At 40.6% G+C, this 23029-nt stretch carries 19 protein-coding genes; 10 read left to right on the top strand and 9 right to left on the bottom strand.

Annotation, left to right across the window (positions count from 1 at the left end; all coding sequences use genetic code 11):
• Positions 1 to 8 precede the first annotated feature (8 nt).
• Positions 9 to 1346, top strand: coding sequence for a metal ABC transporter permease (locus PARA125_RS02675; RefSeq protein ID WP_213157170.1), 1338 nt, complete (start codon positions 9 to 11; stop codon positions 1344 to 1346).
• A 9-nt stretch (positions 1347 to 1355) separates the two neighbouring features.
• Positions 1356 to 2345: a metal ABC transporter permease gene (locus tag PARA125_RS02670; RefSeq protein WP_213157169.1), complete on the top strand. Its 990-nt coding sequence runs from the start codon at positions 1356 to 1358 to the stop codon at positions 2343 to 2345.
• A gap of 13 nt (positions 2346 to 2358) precedes the next feature.
• On the opposite strand, the gene PARA125_RS02665 is transcribed toward PARA125_RS02670, so the two are convergent.
• Entirely contained in the window at positions 2359 to 3144 is a 786-nt protein-coding gene (locus PARA125_RS02665; protein ID WP_213157168.1) for an esterase/lipase family protein, read from the bottom strand.
• Between the two features lie 216 nt (positions 3145 to 3360).
• Between PARA125_RS02665 and PARA125_RS02660 the strand changes: the two genes are divergently transcribed.
• From PARA125_RS02660 to PARA125_RS02650, 3 genes are all read left to right on the top strand, one after another.
• The gene (locus tag PARA125_RS02660; protein ID WP_213157167.1) at positions 3361 to 3654 is read left to right on the top strand and encodes a GroES family chaperonin; all 294 of its coding nucleotides are present in this window, start codon (positions 3361 to 3363) and stop codon (positions 3652 to 3654) included.
• 37 nt (positions 3655 to 3691) lie between these two features.
• Positions 3692 to 5374 (top strand): chaperonin GroEL, encoded by a 1683-nt coding sequence (gene groL, locus PARA125_RS02655; protein ID WP_213157166.1) that lies wholly within the window; start codon positions 3692 to 3694, stop codon positions 5372 to 5374.
• 61 nt (positions 5375 to 5435) lie between these two features.
• Positions 5436 to 5693, top strand: coding sequence for an FmdB family zinc ribbon protein (locus tag PARA125_RS02650; protein ID WP_213157165.1), 258 nt, complete (start codon positions 5436 to 5438; stop codon positions 5691 to 5693).
• A gap of 699 nt (positions 5694 to 6392) precedes the next feature.
• Here PARA125_RS02650 and PARA125_RS02645 read toward each other — a convergent pair.
• From PARA125_RS02645 to PARA125_RS02620, 6 genes are all read right to left on the bottom strand, one after another.
• Positions 6393 to 8033, bottom strand: a complete 1641-nt coding sequence (locus PARA125_RS02645) for an FAD-dependent thymidylate synthase (protein ID WP_213157164.1) — start codon at positions 8031 to 8033, stop codon at positions 6393 to 6395.
• Positions 8034 to 8140: 107 nt separating this feature from the next.
• Positions 8141 to 8974, bottom strand: a complete 834-nt coding sequence (locus PARA125_RS02640) for a hypothetical protein (protein ID WP_213157163.1) — start codon at positions 8972 to 8974, stop codon at positions 8141 to 8143.
• A 21-nt stretch (positions 8975 to 8995) separates the two neighbouring features.
• Positions 8996 to 9775, bottom strand: coding sequence for a tRNA pseudouridine(38-40) synthase TruA (gene truA, locus PARA125_RS02635; protein WP_213157162.1), 780 nt, complete (start codon positions 9773 to 9775; stop codon positions 8996 to 8998).
• Positions 9765 to 10478, bottom strand: a complete 714-nt coding sequence (gene ispD, locus PARA125_RS02630; RefSeq protein ID WP_213157161.1) for a 2-C-methyl-D-erythritol 4-phosphate cytidylyltransferase — start codon at positions 10476 to 10478, stop codon at positions 9765 to 9767. Before ispD ends, truA begins: the two co-directional genes overlap by 11 nt.
• Complete coding sequence (gene lpxG, locus PARA125_RS02625) at positions 10475 to 11458, bottom strand: UDP-2,3-diacylglucosamine diphosphatase LpxG (RefSeq protein WP_213157160.1); 984 nt, start codon at positions 11456 to 11458, stop codon at positions 10475 to 10477. The genes ispD and lpxG overlap by 4 nt, the downstream gene beginning before the upstream one ends.
• Positions 11459 to 11586: 128 nt before the next feature.
• Complete coding sequence (locus tag PARA125_RS02620; protein ID WP_213157159.1) at positions 11587 to 11880, bottom strand: SWIB/MDM2 domain-containing protein; 294 nt, start codon at positions 11878 to 11880, stop codon at positions 11587 to 11589.
• A 477-nt stretch (positions 11881 to 12357) separates the two neighbouring features.
• Between PARA125_RS02620 and PARA125_RS02615 the strand changes: the two genes are divergently transcribed.
• Both PARA125_RS02615 and PARA125_RS02610 read left to right on the top strand, forming a co-directional pair.
• Positions 12358 to 14652: a UTP--glucose-1-phosphate uridylyltransferase gene (locus PARA125_RS02615; protein ID WP_213157158.1), complete on the top strand. Its 2295-nt coding sequence runs from the start codon at positions 12358 to 12360 to the stop codon at positions 14650 to 14652.
• A 101-nt stretch (positions 14653 to 14753) separates the two neighbouring features.
• Positions 14754 to 15206 carry a hypothetical protein gene (locus PARA125_RS02610; RefSeq protein ID WP_213157157.1) on the top strand — a complete coding sequence of 151 codons (453 nt, stop codon included), beginning with the start codon at positions 14754 to 14756 and terminating at the stop codon, positions 15204 to 15206.
• 192 nt (positions 15207 to 15398) lie between these two features.
• Here PARA125_RS02610 and PARA125_RS02605 read toward each other — a convergent pair whose 3' ends face one another.
• On the bottom strand, positions 15399 to 15701 hold the full coding sequence (locus PARA125_RS02605) for a hypothetical protein (protein WP_213157156.1): 303 nt from the start codon (positions 15699 to 15701) through the stop codon (positions 15399 to 15401).
• A gap of 527 nt (positions 15702 to 16228) precedes the next feature.
• Between PARA125_RS02605 and PARA125_RS02600 the strand changes: the two genes are divergently transcribed.
• A complete protein-coding gene (locus PARA125_RS02600) occupies positions 16229 to 19114 on the top strand; it encodes an aconitate hydratase (protein ID WP_213157155.1) in 2886 nt (961 codons plus the stop codon).
• A 58-nt stretch (positions 19115 to 19172) separates the two neighbouring features.
• Here the strand turns inward: PARA125_RS02600 and PARA125_RS09925 are convergent, their stop codons facing one another.
• A complete protein-coding gene (locus tag PARA125_RS09925) occupies positions 19173 to 19304 on the bottom strand; it encodes a hypothetical protein (protein ID WP_283248321.1) in 132 nt (43 codons plus the stop codon).
• Between the two features lie 812 nt (positions 19305 to 20116).
• Here PARA125_RS09925 and PARA125_RS02595 point away from each other — a divergent pair.
• Positions 20117 to 21274 (top strand): ferredoxin reductase domain-containing protein, encoded by a 1158-nt coding sequence (locus PARA125_RS02595; RefSeq protein WP_213157154.1) that lies wholly within the window; start codon positions 20117 to 20119, stop codon positions 21272 to 21274.
• Positions 21275 to 21950: 676 nt separating this feature from the next.
• Positions 21951 to 22925 (top strand): LIC_10091 family protein, encoded by a 975-nt coding sequence (locus PARA125_RS02590; RefSeq protein ID WP_213157153.1) that lies wholly within the window; start codon positions 21951 to 21953, stop codon positions 22923 to 22925.
• Positions 22926 to 23029: the final 104 nt, after the last annotated feature.

Raw genomic sequence — 23029 nt, 5'->3', positions numbered from 1 at the left:
GGTACTTTGTGCACACATTCATTTCATTTTTTACAGACCCTGTTTTGCGAGCTCCTACAATGGGATGCATGCTAATGAGCTTTTCGGCAGCCCTGGTAGGGGTCATCGTCTTCCTACGCAAGCAATCTTTAATTGGCGAAACTCTTTCGCACGCCGCCTACCCGGGAGTCATTTTAGGGGTTATTTTTGCTTCTTTGATATCTTTAGAGCAAGAGTTACCTATTGCGACCTTAATTATTTTAGGGGCTTTCATGACGGCGTTAATCAGTTTATGGTGCCTCCACTTGCTAGAGCATAAATGCAATATACGCGCTGATTCAGCACTGTGCTTCATTCTGGCAACTTTTTTTGGAGTTGGCGTCACTTTGGCTAGCTATTTACAGTTTGTCTCTCCTACTTTTTATAAACAGAGCCAAAGTTATTTATATGGCCAAGCCGCCACTATGAACGACTACCATGTCCTCTTATATGCGCTGCTTTCTTTAATGATCGTTTTAATGCTTATTTTTTTTTATAAAGAGCTGCAAGTGATCACTTTTGATCGAGAATATGCAAAAAGCCTGGGAATTCCCCTTAAGAAAATCGATACCTACTTATTTATTCTCATCGCCTTAGCCCTCGTAGCAGGCATCCGTTCTGGGGGAGTAGTCTTAATGTCCGCCATGCTCGTCATTCCCGCAGCAACTGCTCGCCAATATACCAATAAATTAAGTCATATGTTTATATGGGCAGGCTGTTTTGCTTTAATCAGTGGATTCTTTGGAAATTACTTTTCTGTGGAAGGAAGCGCCTATTTTGCTAAGAAATATGCCATAGGTAGGATTTCCCTCCCGACCGGACCCATGATCGTCTTGGTGGGAGCTGTGATTTGCTTATTTTCTCTCTTATTTGCCCCTGAAAGAGGTTATTTATTGCGCCTGATTCGTATTTTTCGCTTTCAAGATCGGTGTATTTCCGAAAATTTGCTAAAAGCCATGTGGTATCAAAAAAATCGACAAACGTTTTCTCTAGATGCCATTTTTGAGTTTCAAAGTGCCTCACGTCTCTATCTATGGTTTTGTCTGATGCGGCTCGTACACCATGGATGGGTCGCGCAACAGCATTGCAATGCCTATGCCTTGACTTCTGCTGGAGAGGCTAGAGCCGCTCATATCGTGCGCCTCCATCGTTTATGGGAGGTCTACCTGGCCGATTATTTAGGAATAGGCGCCGAAAGGGTGCACCGAAGCGCGGAAGAAATGGAGCATATTCTCACTCCAGAATTAGAAAAAGAACTCATTTTGCTTTTGAAAGATCCTAAAGAAGATCCCCATCATCAGCCTATTCCCCCAAGCCCATCTTTGTAGGTGCATTTTATGGAAAACCCGCTTAATCCTTATACAGACAACCTATTTCTCGATTTTTTTTATACGCTCATTACCCGCCTATTTCTTTTTATGACAGGCAAACTTTCCTTAAATCAACTTGCAAACGATGAAATTCAGCTGATCGTCCTTATGGCAATTTCAGCAGCTTCTGCTCTAATTGGTTGTTTTTTAGTCTTAAGAAAAATGACCATGTTGGCAAATTCTCTCTCTCACACCATTTTAATCGGCATAGTGGGGGCATTTTTTTTATCGCACGTATTCGTTCCGGGAGAGCAAATACCAGCAGATGTTTCGCTTAACTTGCATATCATGTTACTTGCAGCTTTTATTATGGGACTTGTGACAAGTTTTTTAACGGAATTTCTCACTAAAACGCTTAAGATGCAAGAGGATGCAAGTACGGGGATAATTTTTACCACTTTATTTGCCGCAGGTATTATTTTGGTTACGGTTTTAACACGCAATGCCCACATTGGCACTGAAATCGTGATGGGAAATGCAGATGCCTTATACCTGGAAGATGGCTATTTAGCGGGGTTCATTCTCTCCCTTGATTTGATTGTTTTAGGGTTTTTTTTTAAGGAATTTAAAATCACCACCTTTGATCCCAACCTTTCTCAAGCGCTGGGTATCTCACCTTCTTTCTTTAACTATTTGTTAATGACTTTAGTTTCCATCACTATTATTGGGGCATTTCGAGCTGTGGGTGTCTTGATGGTCCTTTCCTTCATTACGGGTCCTCCCTTGACAGCCAGGCTACTCACCGCGCGCCTAAAGGTCATGCTTGCCCTTGCAGCAAGCTTAGGAGTGCTTGCTTCGCTAGTCGGTGTGGCTTTATCGCGCCACATTTTGTCTGCCTATGGTATCGCCTTATCCACAGGGGGAATTGTTGTGTGCATCACGGCTCTCTTTTTCGTGCTAGCTTTACTCTATACGAAACTTCGATTGCGCAAAACTCTAAACCATCAGGCGCCCTAAATAAGGGCTAAGATTAGGTTTTCAAAGCTTTACCTACCTGTAACAAAACTTTTCTCGAAAATAAGAAAGAGAGGTGTCCCATCCCCCGAAATTGAAGGGTTATAGCCTTTTTATTTTGCCCTAAAGCAGATCTGTTAGGCTGAATCAAAAGATCTCCCGTGCTGGAAAAATGATAAAATTGAGTGGGACTTTCTTCGTTTTTTTTATTTTGTTGAAGCACAAACTCAGATTGAAACTTCATTTGTTCGACACATTTTCCTAACCGCAACATAGCCCCCAGGGTCGCAACTTTTGTGCCTATCAAAGGACTACCGAGGGTCACCACTTTTTTTACACTGCCTTCTTTAGCCAGATCTGTGGCATAATAAGAAGCTACAAGTCCTCCCATTGAATGCCCAATAATGTTTAATTGATCCGTGCCTGCCTGCTGGGCGATTTGCTCTGCTTTTTTTTTAACTTCACCCGCATACTCTTCTAGAGAAGCAAAGGGGGGATATCCAAAATCTAAAATATGCACAGAATACCCCTTTTTTACGAGATACCAGCGATAAATAAGCCAAGCTGTCGGATTATGAGCAAACCCATGCAGTAATAAAATGGGAGTCAGATGTCGCACTTCTTTAGGACGCTTATCAGCTATAGAAAAAGGATAGGCCAAGGCAAAAAAAGGGAAAACGGCTAAATCTCCTACAAATGCCCGAATATAATCGAGGACTAAGCGAACTCTCTCTTTGATCACAGGCAATCGAGAAAGCTTTACCTCAGTTGGAGAGGGTGAATTTTTTTGAACTTTAAACATACCCTAATAGACTAGCAATTTAATGGGAAAATATCAAGGCCCATCATCTTGGCACTCTATTGCTTAATCTGCTAAAATTGTAACTTACACGCTTGACATAAAACAGTTTTATTCATACGCTTTATAACTTCAAGTGAGGAGGCCCTTACTGAAACCCTTTCACTTGCAATTTAGCTTTGTAAGCAAGAAAACATTTGTATAAAGGAGCAATGAATCATGGCGCATATTCAACCATTGGCAGATCGTGTTTTAGTCAAACGTACCAAGGCATCCACTTCAAAAGGAGGAATTTTACTTCCTGATTCAGCCCAAGAAAAACCTAAAGAAGGGACTGTTATTGCTGTGGGACCTGGAAAAATTAATGAAAATGGAGAGCATGAGCCCCTCTTATTGGAGGTAGGTGCTCGCGTGCTGTTTAGCTCATATGCAGGGACCGAAGTTAAAAGTCCTAACGATGAAGAAACCTACCTTATTCTCAATGCAGATGACATCTTAGGCGTTTTTGCATAAATCGAGCCTTTATCACTTATTTATAGGAGTTTGACTTATGTCAAAATTATTACAATTTAACGAAGAAGCTCTCAAGTCTATTTCTAAAGGGCTTAAAACTTTAGCAAAAGCAGTCAAAGTTACATTAGGCCCTAAAGGGCGCAATGTCGTCATTAACCGAGGTTTTGGCTCTCCTCTTTCTACCAAAGATGGTGTCACAGTTGCTAAAGAAATTTCCTTAAAAGATAAATTTGAAAATATTGGAGCTCAGCTTGTCAAAGAAGTTGCTTCCAAAACCTCTGATATCGCGGGAGATGGCACAACTACAGCTATTGTGCTTGCAGAAGCCATTTACAGCGCCGGACTTAAAAGCGTCGTTGCAGGAGCCAATCCCATGAGCCTAAAACGGGGAATCGAGCGCGCTGTAGAGATTATTAACAAGCAAATCTCAGCTTTGGCCTCCCCTGTAAATACCTCTCAGGAAATTCAACAAATTGCCTGCATCTCTGCTAACAATGATCCTGAAATTGGAGAGATCATCGCAAAAGCTATGGAAAAAGTAGGCAAAGATGGCATTATTACTGTAGCAGAAGCAAAAGGGATTGACACGACTCTAGACGTGGTGGAAGGCATGCAATTTGATAAAGGGTATGTATCTCCTTATTTCGTCACAAATCCTGAAAACATGTCTGCTGAGCTGCAAAACGCTCTGATTCTCATTACAGATAAAAAATTATCTTCGGCAAAAGAACTCATCCCTATCCTAGAAAAAACGATGGAAAAAGGGTCGCGTCCTCTCTTAATTATCGCTGACGATATCGATGGCGAAGCTCTTGCCACTCTTGTGGTCAATAAACTTAAAGCAGGACTCCCTGTTTGTGCTGTCAAAGCTCCAGGCTTTGGAGATCGCCGCAAAGCATTGCTCCAAGATATAGCCATTTTAACGGGTGCAACCTTTATTTCTGAAGAAGTAGGCTTGCAAATTGAAGAAGCGGATTTATCGGTTCTCGGTAAAGCAAAAACAATAAAAGTGACTAAAGAAGAAACCACTATTATTGATGGCATGGGCGATGCACGCTTAATCCAAGAGCGGATTAACCAAATCAAAGCAGAAATCTCCAATCCTTCCACTTCTAATTATGATCGAGAAAAGCTGGAAGAACGTTTAGCAAAAATGGTTGGAGGAGTGGCCATCATCAATATTGGAGCTGCCACAGAAACAGAGCTTAAAGAGAAAAAAGCCCGTGTAGAAGATGCTTTACATGCGACGCGCGCTGCTGTTGCTGAAGGAATTGTTCCTGGCGGAGGAGTTGCCTTATTGCGCGCTGTGAAATCTCTCGACAATCTCAAAGCCTCAGGCGATGAAGCAACTGGAATTGGGATTATTAAAACAGCTGTCTTTGCTCCCGCAACCACCATTGCCAATAATTGCGGTAAACAAGGCAATCTGATCGCGGAGAAAATTTTTGAAGCGCAAGGTGCATATGGCTACAACGGCTTGACAGACGAATTCGGTGATCTTATTGAAGCCGGCGTCCTTGATCCTGCGCGCGTTACAAAAAGTGCCTTAACAAACGCGGCTTCTATAGCAGCACTCTTGCTGACAACCGCAGCCGTCATCACCGACAAGCCAGAACCAAAATCCAAGCAACCAGATATGTCCGCGATGGAAGGCATGGGCGGCATGGGAATGGGTGGCATGGGCGGTATGGGCGGTATGGGCGGCATGGGAATGATGTAACTTTTTCCAATATTTACAGAGGCACTGCTCGTGCCTCTTTTTATTAGAAGGAACAGATAATATGCCAACATACGATTATACATGCCAAAAATGTGGCCATCAATTAGAAGTAAATCAGAAAATTACTGCTGAACCCCTTACCACCTGCCCTGCCTGCTCTAACGATTCTCTGCGAAGAGGGCCTGGGGGCGGGAGCAGCTTGCTTATTAGAGGAAAAGACTTTTATTATACGGATTACGGACCAGGCAAACAGGCTGCTTCCAAGCAGGAAGGGAGCTGTTGCCCATGTGGAAAAAATGCCTCTCAGTGCGATTCTTAGATTTTCAGTTTGCTGAAACAGAGAAATTTCAGCAAACTTTTCCCAGTTCTTTCTTATTTCTATACGCTTATTTTTGAAATTCCCCTATTTCTCAGATTTCGAAAGGAGTTTAATTAAGCAAACCCAAAAATACTTTAACTTTTTAGGGGAGTAACTCTAATTGTTACATATAAATTTATATTTAAATGTAATTTTAAGCCTTCATCACAACTAAAGGATTGTGTACACCACTCAAACTTGTCGCCCTTACCACAGCTTTTTTTATCTTTTATCCCGCAATAGGAGAGGTATAGCCTAGCCCATATTGGCAATTAAAACTCCATTACCTGCAATTTCCTGGAATTATCCTTGGCGCCGCCATACCCTACACAAAATGCCTACGGTATAAGCCTTAAGTATGAAGCCAGACCCAAAATTTGTAGTAGAAGGCTTAACGCGCCTGGAACACGCAAAAAAAGAGCTGAAGCGAAAGATAAATTTTTCTGCACATTAAAAGAGATGCAGGCACTAGCCCAGTGGATTATTCCTGGGGCGGGATTAAGGGGGGCTCGTGCTACAACAAAACCATAGGTTTATCCAGCTTCTAGGGATACACAAAGGAGCTGTCTTAATGCCCATATCCAACGCTTAAAAAATTTAAGCCTAATCCACTCCAAAAAGGGCTTTGCCATGCATTCTATTGCAGGGCAATTTCATCGCTTACTGGCGCAACTGCTTTTCTTCCTTTCGAATTTCTTGATCTAATCTTCCAAGATCGTATCCTTCAAAATCCACAAATTTGAAAAAACGTTCAAATTGAGGGAAAGCTTGGCTGACTTTTTTCGCCATTTCTTGAGCAATGAAACGATATCCAGCATGCCCTGCGGCTGCCGAACGTAGCTCACAAATCCACTGCAAAGCGCGCAAATTCACGTGAAAATACCACCGGACGTTGTAGGCCATTGGAACGACATACTGTGCTTCCTCTGGTAATTCCGTCGACATCGTATCATAAGCTTCTTTAGCAGCATGCAATGCCTGCAGGTATGGCTCTTCCAGCTCTGTTCCCACCAGTTCTGGGGGCACATAAAAACCATAATCGCAGCTCAAAAATTGTCTTTCTTGAGTCAACAAACGATGGCGATGCAAATCGCGGTACACTCCAAAATCTGTCACCATTTCAAAAGTAAAGTTTGCATGCTCTAGTGCGCGCGGCGATTTGTGCCTTCGATTTTCTCGGGCGCTGCAAGCTGCGTCCAGGATACGCGCAATTCCTTCTTCTGGCAATTTGCGACAATATTGCAATAGATCGTGATATCCTTTATCTGAATGAGCAAAGAGTAAGGCAGCAGCCACTTTAACTACAGCCTCTGAGTCGGAAGAAAGCAGCCTCACTCCTGGCTCCATCATCCTTTCAGGAAAATTTGTATTTTGGGCAGTCACTACCGCTATTTCCGCCTGCATGGCTTCATAATAACGGGCAAAACTTTGGTGGGTATGGTGGAAAAGGTCAGCTCGACGAATAAAGGAGGGAATCACTTTACCTAGCTCTTCGTAAGTACGCTTACCTAAATCTTGTAATTCAGCTAAATTATTGCAATGCATTTTATGAATTAATTGTTCATAAAAACGCCCATTGCCAAAGATCCCCATATTAGTCAAGGTTCCGGCCGGCAACAACCCTCGCAAACAATCTAAAACCTTTGCACGCACAGCTGCCGCATAGGCAGATTTTGAAGTTGCCTGATCTTTTGGCATTTTTTCTTCAATCATAGTGGTGAGAGGAGGAATAAGTTTACTATAAGTATCAAACAACATGTTGCAGGTGTTGACGTATAAATCCCGATAAGCAGAGGTCATTAAAATCGGTTCTTTATAAAAAAGATTTTCCCCTTTTACTTTTTGGTCAAAATAAACATATCGGGTCGATTTTTCGAGTGGAGAACCTCCAATGCGCGCGTCTTCTATCAATTTAGCTGCAATCATAGAAATATTTTCAATGGCTAAATGCGCTCCCCCCAATTCTCCAATAGAATCATCCCCATATCCATCTAAAATGCGGTCATAAAAATTTTGGGCTTTTCGAATCGCTGCAGTCTGAGCATTCTGCCATTCAGAAGTCTCCCCCGATTCCCCTCCTGCAATAGCCGCAAAAGCGCTCTCTTCATTATTCGCTATAAATTCTTTTAAAAGAAGAGTGCGTAAACCCAAGGTGGACCTTGAATAACGTGAAAATAATGCTCCCTTAATCACTTCGGGTAAGTTGCGCAAAACAAAAACGTGGCTGTGAGTATTCGTTACATAACGCTCAAGAATTTTAAGCTGACTTTCACTAAATTCTTCGTAATCGTCTAATAACATGGGTGAGTCCTTCTTCATCTTTTGATTCTACAAATACAGAGCAGTAGTAAGGTTGCCAGCTCTTTTTTTAGCGTGCAAGGAAAAAAGTCACCTTTGCCTGCATGTTTTCACCATCTTAAATAATTTCGATAGGCTGCATTCCAGGAATAGGTCACTTTAACTTTTTGGTCAAAATCGTGGCGTACCTGAATGGCAATATAAGGATAGGGATGCCGATTATCAAAATTACGCCCTTCTGTTTCTTTAAAAATTTTTATATAAATTTCTTTATTATATAGGGGTCTTTTCGCTAAATTGCTAGTGCTTTTTTCCTCCGTCTTGAATTCCGTATATTCGCTTTTATTCAAATACTTTGAGTCATTTTTATAAAAATTTTTCACGAACTCTATGATCGCTTGAGGGTTATTTTCCATGCCTTGAACATAAAAAGCAACCTCAGCCCCAATCATATGTTTTGAATACCGGTTTTCGGGGGTTTGGTCAGAATAAGCATGGTGGTCTGGACAGCTGTGCCCGCAGGTGATGACAACTTTGCTATTTGTTTTGGCCTGAATATCATTCAATAGATCGATCAAGATCGGATAAATAAATTCCTCCCCCTCTCTTAAAGGCAGGCTATGTTTTCCGCTACAATCATAAAATCGCTTAGTCTCTTTTTCGGTTTGAACGACATGTTCTGGATTTAAACTGCTACCTTTGCAACGAAAAAATTCTTTGGTAATCTTCGGGCACCCTCCAATCACGTTTTTTTCCCAGGGGTAGAGCTGGGCTTCTACCCCTTCCGGCAAAGGAATAGCAAATAAATATTCGTCATGAACGCGGTAAATATATTCTCCTTTTTGATATCCAGGATGAGCATCTAAGGGTAAATCAGAGGAAGAGCATGCGCTCAAAACAGCCCACGCCAAAAAGGAGAGCACTTTCTTAAAAAATCGTTCCATATAATTTTCCCTTTTACATGATCAACCTAAGCAACTTTTCATCAGCAGTGCACTTTCCGGAAAATCCACTTGATGCAAAAAAAGGCCATGCGGAGGGGCAGCTTTCCCCGCTTTTGTCCGGTCCTTCGCTAAAAAAATTTGGGGAATATCTTCGAGGGGTCGGTAGCCACTCGCCACTTCTAATATAATGCCGACAATATTTCTGACCATTTTGTAGAGAAACCCATTTCCTTCAAACTCCAGGCGACATCCCTCTTCTTCTAAAACAACCTCCACTCTTTTAATGGTGCGAACAGCATTTTGAGGATGTTCGCGATGCGCTTCATTGGCAAATGAGGTGAAATCGTGTGTTCCTACAAAAAACTGAGTGGCTTCTTGTAAAAGAGAAAAGTCAATTTTTTGCCGGATATGCCAGGCATAAAATCTCACAAAAGGACTTTGCACACGAGAAAGAGTTAAATGATAGTGATAAGCTTTGCTACTCACGCTATACTGAGCATGAAAATCAAGAGGGACAGGACAAATGTCTTTGATCCGAATATCTTTAGGCAAAAGCCCATTTATCGACAATAAAAAGCGGTTCAGATCAAATTCTTCATCAGTAGAAAAATGAGCCACTTGCCCTCTAGCATGCACTCCCGCATCGGTCCTCCCTGAAGCCACAACACGCACGGGCTGACGAACAATTTTACCAATTTCTTTTTCCACAATTTCTTGGATAGCAAGTGCATTAGGTTGAATCTGCCAGCCACTATAATGCGTTCCATCATAGGCAAGGGTGATTTTATATTTATAAGCCACAGCCACCTGCCTGTGAATTCTCAGCACTTTTTTTGGCAAGCCACTGTTCTGCCACAATTAGATCTTCGGGCGTCGTAATTTTTAAATTCGCATAGTCTCCTTCCACAAGTTTGACCGGCTTTTCTAAAAGTTCTACCATAGATACGTCATCCGTGACCTCCCTATTTAGCTCGTGCACTTTTTTAAAACCCTGGTGAAGTAAACAAAAATCTATCGCTTGAGGAGTTTGTATTTCCCACAACAAAGAACGGTCTAAAGTTTTATCGACAAAGCCTGCAGCTGTACTTTGTTTGAGAGTAAATTTAAGGGGCATTCCTGCAGTCGCTGCACCATGCTCTCTGGCAGCCTTTAAAACACGCTTAACTAAAAGTTGATCAATACAGGGCCTTGCCGCGTCGTGAATGCAAACAATTTGAGGAGGCTGCTTAATCGTTTGCAAACCATTCCATACTGAATCTTGCCTTCGGGGGCCTGGTAAAGCAAAGCGAAGACGTGGGTCACGCATATAATTAGCAAATAAAGAATGGTAAACGGGATCGCAGACCACTACAATTTCTAAAATTTCTGGCAAAGCCATAAAACATTCTAAACTAAAAAATACAAGGGGCTTACCAGCTAAAGGTAAGAACTGTTTAGGCATAGCTTGACGCATGCGAGATCCCCTGCCTCCTGCTAAAAGGATAACGCTGGCCAGCTCCCTCATGATTTTTTTCTCAACGTCAAAAACAAAATTTCAGGAACGGAAAACCAGCGAAATTTCATAATTCCGCCTACTCCTCGATTAACATACACCCATTTATCGAATACTCGAAAGAGACCCTTTTGAAGAGCCATATTTTCTAGCTTGGTAAATTTCTTCCACATCCACGGAAGATTAATTTGGCATCCATGCGTATGTCCTGACAAAACCACTTCTCCGGGATAAGATTCAAGCAAAGCGGTGCTATCTGGATTGTGCACTAGAATAATTCCTGGATATTGTTTGTCATAGTTTTTAAAAGCTATTTCTGGCAAGCAGCGCCCTGCCATGTATTCACCTAATCCACAGATATTTAAAAAGCTGTCCCCAATTGCAACCTGCTCGGTTTCATTATGCAAACACTTAAAAGAGGTTTCTTGCAAAACAGAAACTAGCTCAGGATGAAGGTCGACTTTCCGCGCACGCTCTACAATGGTTCCGGTTACCTTTACATCACTAAACAAGCGTTGAAAACCGTTCAAAAGGTTCGATTGAATATTCTCAACCACGTCATAATCCCCTTCATGGTTGATCGAAATACATTTTTCATAATCATGATTTCCAAAAATCGCATAACATCCATAGCGAGCGCGCAAAGAGTTAAAAAACTTTTTCATTCTTTTCCGATCGTCTAATACCCCTTTACATAAAAAATCTCCCGTAAAAAAAAGTAAATCAGGGTTGAGGAGCTTTATTTTGCGGATTATTTTTCTTAAGAAAAAAGAGGAAACGGCGTTATTCAAATGTAGATCGCTAAACTGAACGATTTTTAATCCATCCAAAGCTAAGGGCAAATGGGGAATATCTAAATCGATTCGAGAAACTTTCAACAAATTAGGTTCAATGAAGCGCGGCCATATTCCTATAACAGAAAAAATGCACCAAGCATCCCATAACCAGTGATGAAAATGTTTAGCTGTTTTTTGATTGTTAGAATTTCCCATATCTCTTAAATACCCCTTAAAAATAGGATAAGTATAAGGGATAATAGAGTTAAAAAAACAGAATTTGTTTTTAAGGCAAAAGAGATCTAAAAAAGCAAGGTGCAAGGAAGCACCTTGCGAAATGCGCCTTAATGGCTTGCTGCCACTTCAGTTTCTTTTAAATGTTTAGCAATTTTGCTTGTCATTTTGAACATATCAATCGGCTGATTGGAGCCTAAAACTTTCGCTAACTTCGCATCTGGGTTGATATTGCGCTTATTAGTTGCATCTTGAAGCTTATGCTTTTTAATATATTCCCATACTTTTTTTGTAACTTCGGTTCTAGCCATTGGACCTTTTCCAATGAGTTCTTCCAAAGTTTCGCTTAAATACACCGGTTTCATAAATGCAGAATTTTTCTTCGGTTCTTTTTCTTTGCTCATTTTTTCTCCTATAGGTTTCTTGTCATTTTAATATATCCTGATAACCTGGCTTTTTTATTCAGAGAGGAATCTCTGATTTTTAGTACAGCTCAGTTCATTCTAGAGGTTTCTTTTAGCTCTGTTACTATTTTCTAGTCAAAACAATTTATTCTCTCCTAATAAGGGCACACACCTATCTATTAATCTGGCAAATAAATTAATTTATTTAAATTCTTCCCCAAAACAGCTGAAAAAACATAAATTAAACTCATTAAAACTAAAGAATAAATAGACTTAAGCATAGTTGGAGGCTAATTTCTGACTCAACAGAAATTTTGTGCCAGTTTCAAGCTTTTCCCGCTTTTCTCCCCTTTTAACTTCTGTTTTCAATACCCGAAAAAATAAGAGGCGACCGATAATGGCGAAAGAAAAAAAAGGCGCTTGGCTTGGAAGAATATGCGGCATTCTACTTTGATTTGTGCTTGAAAATTGCCATGCATGCGATTACAATCCGGGCTAATAGATTGCGAGACGCGCCCTAATTCTCTACAGCCGAACGATGATGGGATTGCGACGCCATTGTTCAACCCGGCCAAAACGTGTATGATAGCAACTTTTCCCTGTTTGTCGCTTGAAAAGCAAAAAATTGAGCTTGAACCCTTAATAGAATCTCTTAAAAAAAGCTCTTTCATTGAAAAAAAAATCGAGCTGATTACTCAGTTTAAACAAGTTGCCCAAGAATTTGATACATTAACCAAGCAATATCCTTTTATTGCTAGGGCCTCTTCAGAAGGCATTTTATGCATAAAATCCCTATTAGCAATCGATCAAGGACACCTTTTTTCTCAAGAAAAGGGAGACTTTGAAGAAAACCAGGCCCCTTTTAATCTGCTATTGGAACAACTGTTGCCGATTGAAACCTTTTATCAAGAAATAGGCGGCTTAATTGGATATCACTATGCTGTTATTTCTTTAATCTTAGAGCAAAAAAATCCTCCCGAAATATCCCCAAGCCGTTCTTATCATCATCCAAAAGGGTACGATTTTTCGCGCAAAAACGATAGAACCTGGGAAGCTATTAAATGGGGAATTGAGGGTCTGCCCTCCATGGCTCACATCTACCCTGTCGGAGGTGCAGGAGATCGCTTAAATTTGATAGATGAGACCACTCAAGAACCTTTGCCTGCCGCCCAATTGCTTTTCTGTGGAAGGACACTTCTAGAAGGATTATTGCGCGATTTACAAGCGAAAGAATATCTCTATTATAAGCTTTATGGAAAGCAGCTCACTACACCTGTTGCGATGATGACTTCTCACGAAAAAAATAATCATCAGCACATTTGCCAAATTTGTGAACAGAATCGGTGGTTTCACCGATCGCGGAAAAATTTTTTCCTTTTCATTCAACCCCTTGTCCCTGTTATCACCCAAGAAGGGCAATGGCTTCTAAAAAATCCTTTTTCCCTTCTATTAAAACCTGGCGGCCATGGAGTCATCTGGAAGCTTGCAAAAGATTATGGCCTATTCGAATGGTTTAACAAAAAACAAAGGCGGTACGCTCTCATACGTCAAATCAATAACCCTCTGGCAGGAACAGATGATACTTTGTTGGCATTTATGGGAATAGGAGGCCACGAAAACAAAGTATTTGGGTTTGCTTCTTGCCCGCGCTACCTGAATACGTCTGAGGGAATGAACGTGGTAGTTGAAGATAGGATCCAAGACTCTTATCGCTATTGTATAACCAATATTGAATATACCGAATTCAAAAAACACAGCTTAAGAGATATGCCTTGTGAAGAAGGTAGCCTATTTTCTGCTTTTCCTGCAAACACCAACATTTTATTTGCTAATTTGGAAAAAATAGAAAAGGCCATCGAAAACTATCCGCTTCCTGGCAAACTCATCAATATGAAAGCATGCGTGTCGATTGAACGCCCTGAAGGAACGAAAGAGATCCCAGCAGGAAGGCTTGAAACCACCATGCAAAATATTGCCGATGAAATTTTTGATTGTTTTGCTGCTCCTTTAGAAGCCAAGGACTATACTTTATTAAAAACATATTTAACGTACCATAAAAGGCTTAAAACTATTTCCGTTACAAAGCATAGCTTATTTCCTGAGGGTTCTATAGCAGAAACTCCTGAAAAATGTTTTTACGATCTCATGCAGAATATGCACGAGCTTCTAAACAGCGCATGCCATATTGAGATGCCTGGTATACCGGCTGAAGAAGATTATCTCAAAACAGGTCCCACCTTTATTGCTCTCCTACATCCCGCTTTAGGTCCCCTTTATTCCATTACCGCTCAGAAAATCCAAAATGGCAAAATAACCAACCAAAGTGAGTTGATTCTAGAAATTGCTGAAGTAAGGATTGAAAATTTAGAACTGCACGGAAGCTTAAAGATTTGGGCTGAGCGCATATTAGGCCACCTTGATCAAGAGGAGGTCCTCCATTACAGTGAGCAAAATGGTAAGTGTATTTTAAAAAATGTCACAGTCATCAATAAAGGGATTGACTTTTCCCAAAAAAATATTTTCTGGAAGCAAGAGGTTTATCATTTAGAAAGCCTGCAAATCAATATTCACGGAAGTGGAGAATTTATTGCTGAGAATGTCGCTTTTATTGGCCCCACTATAATTGAAGTTCCAGATGGGCATAGAGTGCGCGCCTATTATAAAAATGGGCAAATCGCCTATGAAGTCACCAAGATTGAGAGCCCTTCTTGGCACTGGTCTTATAGCTGGGATTCTCGACAGCAAATAAAGCTTACCCAAATTTTTTCATAAATATCATCCCCAATCGTTTAGGAAGCTTGCTAAAATTTGGAACTATATTCCTTAATTTTTTCTTAGAATTGCTTTAAAAGGCGCGCAGCAAGAAAGAGCGGATGAGCATACTTACTTCCCCCCCCCGATGGAAATTTAACCCCTCTGCACCCAGCTCACCTAGTGATTCCGATCGCTATCCATTTGCTGCTGAATGGGGGATTTTACTCCTATTTAGCAACCTATCGCCCACTTATACTTTAAGCCATTACAGCTTTACAAGAAGCTTCAATATCTCCTATAAACGGATAGCGCCTCGCCGCAAATCCTTGCATGCTTTTATGAGAAATAAACCCGTATTGGCAGCTAAAGATAACCCGTTTCCGGAAGTAGCCATGGCGGAAAGAGCAGAAACAATTGTGACGCCAGAACAAATTATGTCAGTTCCATGCCCCTCTGTCACCTTCTTCAGTGCCATCGTGGCGTTTAAAAGCTTTTGTGTACGCATTCTAAGGGTTTCAGAAAAGATGGGCTTATTTGAGGTCCTTCATGCCTCATTAAGCTTTCTCGAGTAAATTCATACATCTTTTGATCCTTTGCATGTAAACCCCAAATTTTATCTAAAGCATTTTAATGAGAAAATGAATAGACATAATTAATTTAATTCAAAATAGAAACAATATAGGATTATTTGAGGAATTTATAAATACATTCCATCCGTTAGCCTTAAATATTTACCCTAACTTGCCTACTGCAAATTGAGGGATTTATTCCGCATAAAAAGGGCAGCTCGTTCGATGAAGGGTCCCATCACGACTCCATAAATGGCAGGCCGGACATTGTTGAAATTTTTGTAAAACATACGGTCCATTCCCATCAGCAAAAAGGGTGGAAGTAGATTCTAATTCTCCCTCAGCACTCATGAAAAAAATTCCTTCGGGAATCAGGTATAATTGAGAAGGTAATAGGTAGGTTTTTTCCAAAGGGCTTATGTCTGCTAGCAATAAAAAAACAAGTGTACAACTAAATAAGCAAAGAGAGACTCGAAAACATAATTGACTTAAAGTCATGAGACTTCCTTTATGTTAATCGTTTTTGCCAATTAATATTGCTTAAAGGCTTGCCAGAAATTTTATAAGCAATCCTTGCCGCACAACTATACAATTGAATATTTTATTAATCAACAAATAAAGTTTTTAGATTGCATGCAAAAGAAGAAGATATAGCCAGATATCTAAGCTTTTTTTCATAAGGCTATCTAGCTAAATTTAATAAGACAGGGAACTAAACATTCAAAAAGCGTTGAATTCTTAAAAATTGTTTTAGACAAAGGACGTAAACCTGGAATGAATGGCGGCAAACTAAAAGGCCACTTTATAGATAAGATCAAAAATCGCTAATAAAGCCTTTTTGGAAATCTCTTAACCATTGCGGCTGCTCCATTGCACCCTCTTTTCCTTGTTCCTATGCATCCCGAACTTTAAAAGAGTACGTTGCAAATAATTGCTTTCCTTTAGTATCAAGAGGCTCGTCTATTGATTGAATAAAAAGGCATCCATTTCTATCCCTTTCAATCAAATCAACTACAAGAGGACACATGTCTCAACCCAATCTAATTGATACTTTTAGTACTTTGAAATCTCTAAATAACGATCAAACACGTTATTACTACTCTTTGCCAGCATTTGAAGAGCAAAAGATTGCAAAGATTAGCCGTCTTCCCATCAGTATTCGGATTATGTTGGAATCCTTACTGAGAAATTGCGATGAGAAAAGGGTTCGCAAGGAAGATGTATTGAGATTAGCAAGCTGGTCCCCACAAGGCCCCTATAAAGGGGAAGTACCTTTTATGGTATCGAGAGTCATCTTACAAGACTTCACAGGCGTGCCTCTCTTAGTTGATTTAGCCGCTATGCGGGATGCCGTGGCAACAAGAAACCTCGACGCTATCTTGATTGAACCAGAAGTGCCTGTAGACCTCGTCATTGACCATTCTGTGCAAGTGGATCGGTCCGGAACAAAAGATGCTTTTGATTTTAACTTAAAAGTGGAATTTGAACGCAACCAAGAACGGTATGAATTTTTACGTTGGGGACAACAAGCTTTCAAAACGTTCAAAGTTGTCCCCCCTGGGATAGGGATTGTTCATCAAGTCAACTTAGAACATATTGCTAAAGTTGTCTTTGCCAATCAAAAAGAGGGGATTTTGCTTCTTAGCCCTGACACTGTTGTGGGAACAGACTCACATACCACCATGATCAATGGCCTCGGAGTCTTAGGATGGGGCGTGGGTGGAATTGAAGCGGAAGGGGCCATGCTAGATCAACCAAACGTTTTACAGATGCCCGAAGTGATTGGAGTACACTTGACAGGCCACCTATCAGAGGGGGTCACGGCAACAGATCTCACCCTTTCCATCACTCAATTACTGCGCAAAGAAAACGTCGTAGGAAAATTTGTAGAATTCTTTGGAGAGGGAACTGCAAGCTTAACTGTGGCCGATAGAGCCACGATTAGCAATATGGCCCCTGAATATGGAGCGACCGTAGGATATTTTCCTGTCGATGAGAAGACAATGGAATATCTCCGCTTAACCGGAAGAGAAGAAAAAGATATCGCGCAAATTGAAGAATATTTAAAAGCCCAAAAATTATTTGGAATTCCTAGGCAAGGTGAAATTGACTTTACCAAAGTTCTTGAATTTGACCTTTCCTCTCTTAAGCCAGGAGTTGCCGGGCCAAAACGTCCCCAAGATCGAATTGAACTTATTCATCTCAAAGATAAATTTCGCCAAATCTTAAAAAATCCAATTCAAGGTGGTGGCTATGGAAAAAGCGAAGATGAGCTTCAACAAGCGGTAGGTGTGCATTCAAAAGGAGCTTTTTCTATGACTATTCCGCAGGATACCGGCGGCACCCATTTCCTCGACACCAAGCAGGAAGGAGAGCCTGCCTGGGATGAAGTAGAAATGGTGACCAATCGCCCATTCAATCCAGCCATTACTAATCCAGGCTATGGCGAAGCAGAAAACTGCGACATTGTCTTAAAACATGGATCGATTGTAATTGCCGCTATCACCAGCTGTACAAACACTAGTAATCCAAGCGTCATGCTAGGAGCTGGATTGCTCGCTAAAAAAGCGGTGGAAAAAGGACTCAAAATCAATCCTTTAATCAAAACAAGCTTAGCTCCAGGTTCTCGCATAGTGACCGATTATCTTGTTAAAGCAGACCTCCAAAAATATTTGGACGCTTTAGGCTTTCAACTTGTAGCCTACGGATGCACCACCTGTATTGGAAATAGTGGCCCTCTAGAGGATAATATTGAAAATGCCCTTAAGGATTATGATTTAATAGCAGCCAGCGTGCTGAGTGGCAATCGTAACTTTGAAGCTAGAATTCACAGTGCGGTTAAAGCCAATTTTTTGATGTCCCCTCCTCTCGTTATCGCCTTTGCCCTCGCAGGAAGAGTAGACATCGATTTTGAAAAAGAAACGCTAGGGATGGGAAAAGACGGCAAGCCGGTGTTTCTAAAAGATATTTGGCCTTCTAGGCAAGAAATCCAAGAAACCGTTGCCCGCTGTATCGATCCGGGCATGTTTAAAAAAAGGTATGGGCGCATCCTAGAAGACAATCCCATTTGGCAAAATATCCAAGTCAATACGGCGGGAGTCTACCAGTGGGATGAAAAGAGCAGCTATATTCAAAAACCGCCTTATTTTGAGGGTTTTACCCTCGAATTACCCTCTAGACCCCCCTTGCACGATTTGCGTCCTCTGGCTCTCTTTGGAGATTCCGTCACCACAGATCATATTTCTCCGGCCGGTTCTATCGGAGTGGATACACCCGCTGGCAAATACCTGATTTCTTTAGGGATTGGTAAAAGAGATTTTAATAGCTACGGAAGCCGCCGTGGAAATCATCATGTCATGGTGCGGGGAACATTCGCTAACGTTCGAATTCGCAATAGAATGGCAGGCGATAAAGAGGGAGGATTTACAAAGCTGATGCCCGAAGGCTCGGTGATGCCTATTTTTGAAGCTTGCCAAATCTACGCTAAAAGAAATATTTCGCTCATTGTTTTTGCGGGAAAAGATTATGGGATGGGTAGCTCTCGAGATTGGGCTGCTAAAGGACCTGCACTTCTGGGGGTTAAAGCCGTGGTGGCTCAAAGCTTTGAAAGGATCCATCGCACAAATTTAATTGGCATGGGGGTTTTGCCTCTCCAATTTAAACCGGGCGAAAATTGGGAAAGCCTAGGAATCACAGGAGAGGAAACATTTTCACTCATGGGCATAGAAAATCAGCTCTCGAGCAGGCAAGAAGTCACATTGGAAATTAAAAAAGGAGATGAATTCAAAAAAGCTCAATTAATTTTGCGTTTAGATACACCTATTGAGGTTGAATATTATCGCCATGGGGGAATTTTGCCGTATGTCCTGCGTCAAATCCTGGCAAAAAAGAGATCCTCGTCCATTCCATAAAGAAGAGGATGCAGCCAGGAGGTATTCGAATAGTTTCAGGAGTTTTTCGCTCCTTTGCTTACCACTGTCTGGCATATTCCAGTGTAACTAGGTTTCCAAACTCAAATCGAGAAAGGGGATTCAAACTTTTTCGCAAAGCTGAAAACTGGTTATCAGAGCAGCCGATTTGCTGTCCTATGGCCCCCAGCATGGTGAGAACTCATGGAGGCTCTGATTCAGCCACTTGAAGTAAGCGCTCAAATTGGCTTGGTGTTCGAAAGTGCCCAAGTAGCCTATCCACGGTTTTCTCAGGAGATAGTTCGCTAGCCGCTCCACCTGTACGGAGGAAATCTAGAATGGCCGCATCTTTATAGGAGAATCTTTGCCATGAATCTGGTCTTCTCGCATATACCATTGTTTCTTTACTTACAATTAATCGCGGTAAGCTGAGTCCGTTTGTTGCGACTTCTATCCTTGCTGCATTCTGCGTGCTAAAACCGAGTAGGTTAGCTGCGCCACTATCAGCAGGAAAAATTCCTTTTCGGAGGTTGTTTGCCTTGGCTGGTAGTATAAACCTTTACCAAAACGCTGAATGACACCTAAGCTAGATAAGCGAGGCAATCTTTGTTCTACTGCTGTAAAGGGCATATTTTCAAAAACAGATAATCGCTATACCCATTCTCCATTAGTTTCAATGCGCTTACGAACGTTTGCTGCAATGCTCATCGCATTTAATCCACTTTCTTTTGGTTTATCCTTTGCAATTTGAAGAAGCGCATAAGGTTATTAAAAGTGCCAAGTTTTACAGCAAAAAAACTTGACACTTTTAATAGATTCTCTCCTTCTTAATAAAACCCTTTTTATATCCAGCAGAAATAAAGCCAGCTTGCGTCAAACTGCCATTTAAATAAATAGTAGATAGTTGGTTTTAAAAAATTTAATCTTTTTACTTTTTCATAGACAAAAGACACTTTTTAAGAGAAAATAGAAGCGGTTAATAATCTAATTTAGGCCTTTTATAATATGTCCGCTCCGTCCAAAATTTATGATCGAAAAAACCCTTTTTTAGCCTCAATCAAAGAGCGCTATTCACTTTGTAATCCAGGCTCAAAAAAAAATACTTATCATTTGGTTTTAGACCTAAAAGACTCAGGAATTTCTTATGCCGTGGGAGATAGCGTGGCCATTTTCCCCCAGCATGATCCTGAGCTCGTCGATCGAACTTTGAAAATTTTGAATGCTTCAGGGAATGAAGTCATCGTTGACAAACGCTCCCAAGAAACGCTACCTCTCCATGCATTTCTCACAACCAAAGTCGCTATTACCACGGTAAGCCGTAAATTGTATACAGAAACCGCTGCCAGACAATTACAAGCTGATAAAAAAGCACAGCTTAGCTACCTTTTGCAAAGTGAAAATCAACCTCTTTTGAAAGCCTATCTAGAAAAACATGGACTGTGGGAATTTTTAGCCGAACACTCTGAAGTCAAATGGAATTTACAAGAACTTTGTGACAGCTTAATGCCCCTTCTTCCCCGTTTTTATTCGATTGCCTCTTCTATGAAAGCAGTTGGCAATGAGATGCATTTGACGGTTGCCTTGCCCCATGCTCTGGCAGAGACAGAAGTCAAGCGAGGGGTTTGCACTCACTATTTATGCCATCTGGCCCCTTTAAATGAGCCTGTCATTCCTCTTTACATTCAAGCTCATCATGGATTTACTCTTCCTGAAAACATACATGCCCCTATGATTATGATTGGGCCCGGAACCGGAATTGCCCCTTTCCGAGCCTTTATGCAGGAGAGGACAGCGCTAAAAGCTCCCGGGAAAAACTGGCTTTTCTTTGGTGAATGGCATAGAGCGCATAACTTCTTTTATGAAGGGTATTGGAAAGAGTTAGAAGCCCAAGGTCATTTACGCCTTGATGCAGCTTTTTCTCGCGACCAAGAACAAAAAATTTATGTTCAACATCTTCTTCACGAGAAAGGGGAGGAAGTTTTTGAATGGTTGCAAAATGGCGCCTCTCTTTTTGTCTGTGGGGATGCTCATCGAATGGCGAAAGATGTGGAAAAAACGCTTAAGCACATTGTAAGCACCCATGGAAACCTCGATGAGCCAGAGACAGAAAAATACTTCAAAACGCTTAAAAGCGAAAAAAGATATCTGCGAGATGTTTATTAGAGCAGAAAAAACACAATCTACCGAGGATTTTATTTCTCAGCACAGTTTCTGCTAAAAACGAGTTTCAAGCCTTGAGGTTCAAAAAAATAAATTCCTTTTTCCCTTTTATCCCCCTCCTGTTTATCTCTAAGCCCAAGCTAATTCTCTTGGAAGGCCTAATGCTAACGCTGCCCATTAGGTTCTTTAAAAAACTCTTGGACGGACCTTGCTTGTTTTTACCCTCACTTTTTTACCTTGCTTTTTGTCTTCTTTGGGCGGTTGCGTCAAAGCAAGCTAAAAAATCTTAGCCCCTTCTCAAAAACTTAGAAGAAAAGAGATTCGCAAGAGATCCATTTTTTCGGCAATTTTTAAAAACTCAATCTAATTCTTAAGCAAAGCTAAGATAATCTTCCCCTTTCAATTCTCTCTCTCCTTTCCAAATTTAATAAAAACACAATCAATCTTCATAGAAAAGTAATCTGCAACCCATTAAAAGCAAAAAACTCCTCCAGCTAATACTTAATAACTTTTTCTTTTTATATTGAATGAATAAATACGGCTTAACTTTAAAATAATTTGTTTATAAACAAAAAGTTTGATATAATAAATAGCCAACAAGACCCCAAAAAAAACAATCAAACTAATTATCTGTGAAATATTAATACAAACTTTGTTCTTTTTAATTTTGGAGGTGTATATGTCTCCTTTATATGGCAACAAAGATACTAAGCACTCCCTAGCAGATTTTTTTCCTTTTCAAGCAGCAAGATTAACGTTGCTAGAACAGTCAGAAAGAATCCCAGGCTTGAACTTTAGCATTAAAGCTATCCTTCTTCTGGGAAAAGTTAATAAAAAAATCAGAGCAAACCATCCTTCTCATGTCAACGTAATTGTCGAAAAAATCACTTTATTAAACAATTTTAACCTTAAAGGAAGGATTGGGGGCGTCTATATCTCTACCAATGAATCAAACACGAAGAAAAGTAGCGAATTTTTATCGACATATCCCTCTACTCTCACAAGATGCCATGTAGGATTCTCAGGATGGCATAATCTGGATATCATCGCTATCAGGCGGTCAGATATGGGAGTTATCTGTGACTTTAATCCCCAAAATAAAATTTTTTTAGAGCAAACTTTAGAATGTCTCCTCCGCTCTGAGTCAAGGGAAGAATTTGTCAAAAGCATGCGAAAATATGTAAAAGAAAGTGCTATAACTTTTTCACCGAATGTAAGTGATGAATTCCGCGAATATAAAAAAGGTTATTCCCCTGGAGAAGAAATACGAAGGGAGTTGGCTAGAGAAGGAAGTTGGCTTTCCTCAGATGCACAATTCCAGTATGTTAAAAACCTAGCTGATGAAGGTAAAATCGCGTTAATTACTGAAGATATTAGAAACACCAAAACGTTTAAAAAAATTGCCAACTTAGTTGCCAAGGGTGATTTTAAAATTGACACTCTCTATTTAAGTAATATTTGCCATTACATGCAAGATGAAACCGACCAAGAAAAATTTATCTCTACAGTGAAAGCCTTAGCAAACGAGGAGACGATTATTATTAATTGCCCTAAGCTGCAAGGTAAAAGGCATACTCAAGCCCCTAATCAAGAGATATTATTAGCAAAAGATCTCAAGGGAAATCATTCAAAGCTACTCGAAACTGCATGCTAGACATTATAGGCAAGCTTGCAAGAAAGGCTTTTGGTAAATTAAAAAAAGCCAGGCTGCTAGGAATGGCAGCCAGCCTATTCGAAAGCCATAGCTTATTTTAAATA

Source organism: Parachlamydia sp. AcF125 (assembly GCF_018342475.1).
Taxonomy (GTDB): domain Bacteria; phylum Chlamydiota; class Chlamydiia; order Chlamydiales; family Parachlamydiaceae; genus Parachlamydia.
This window is presented reverse-complemented; position numbering and strand designations above follow the sequence as displayed.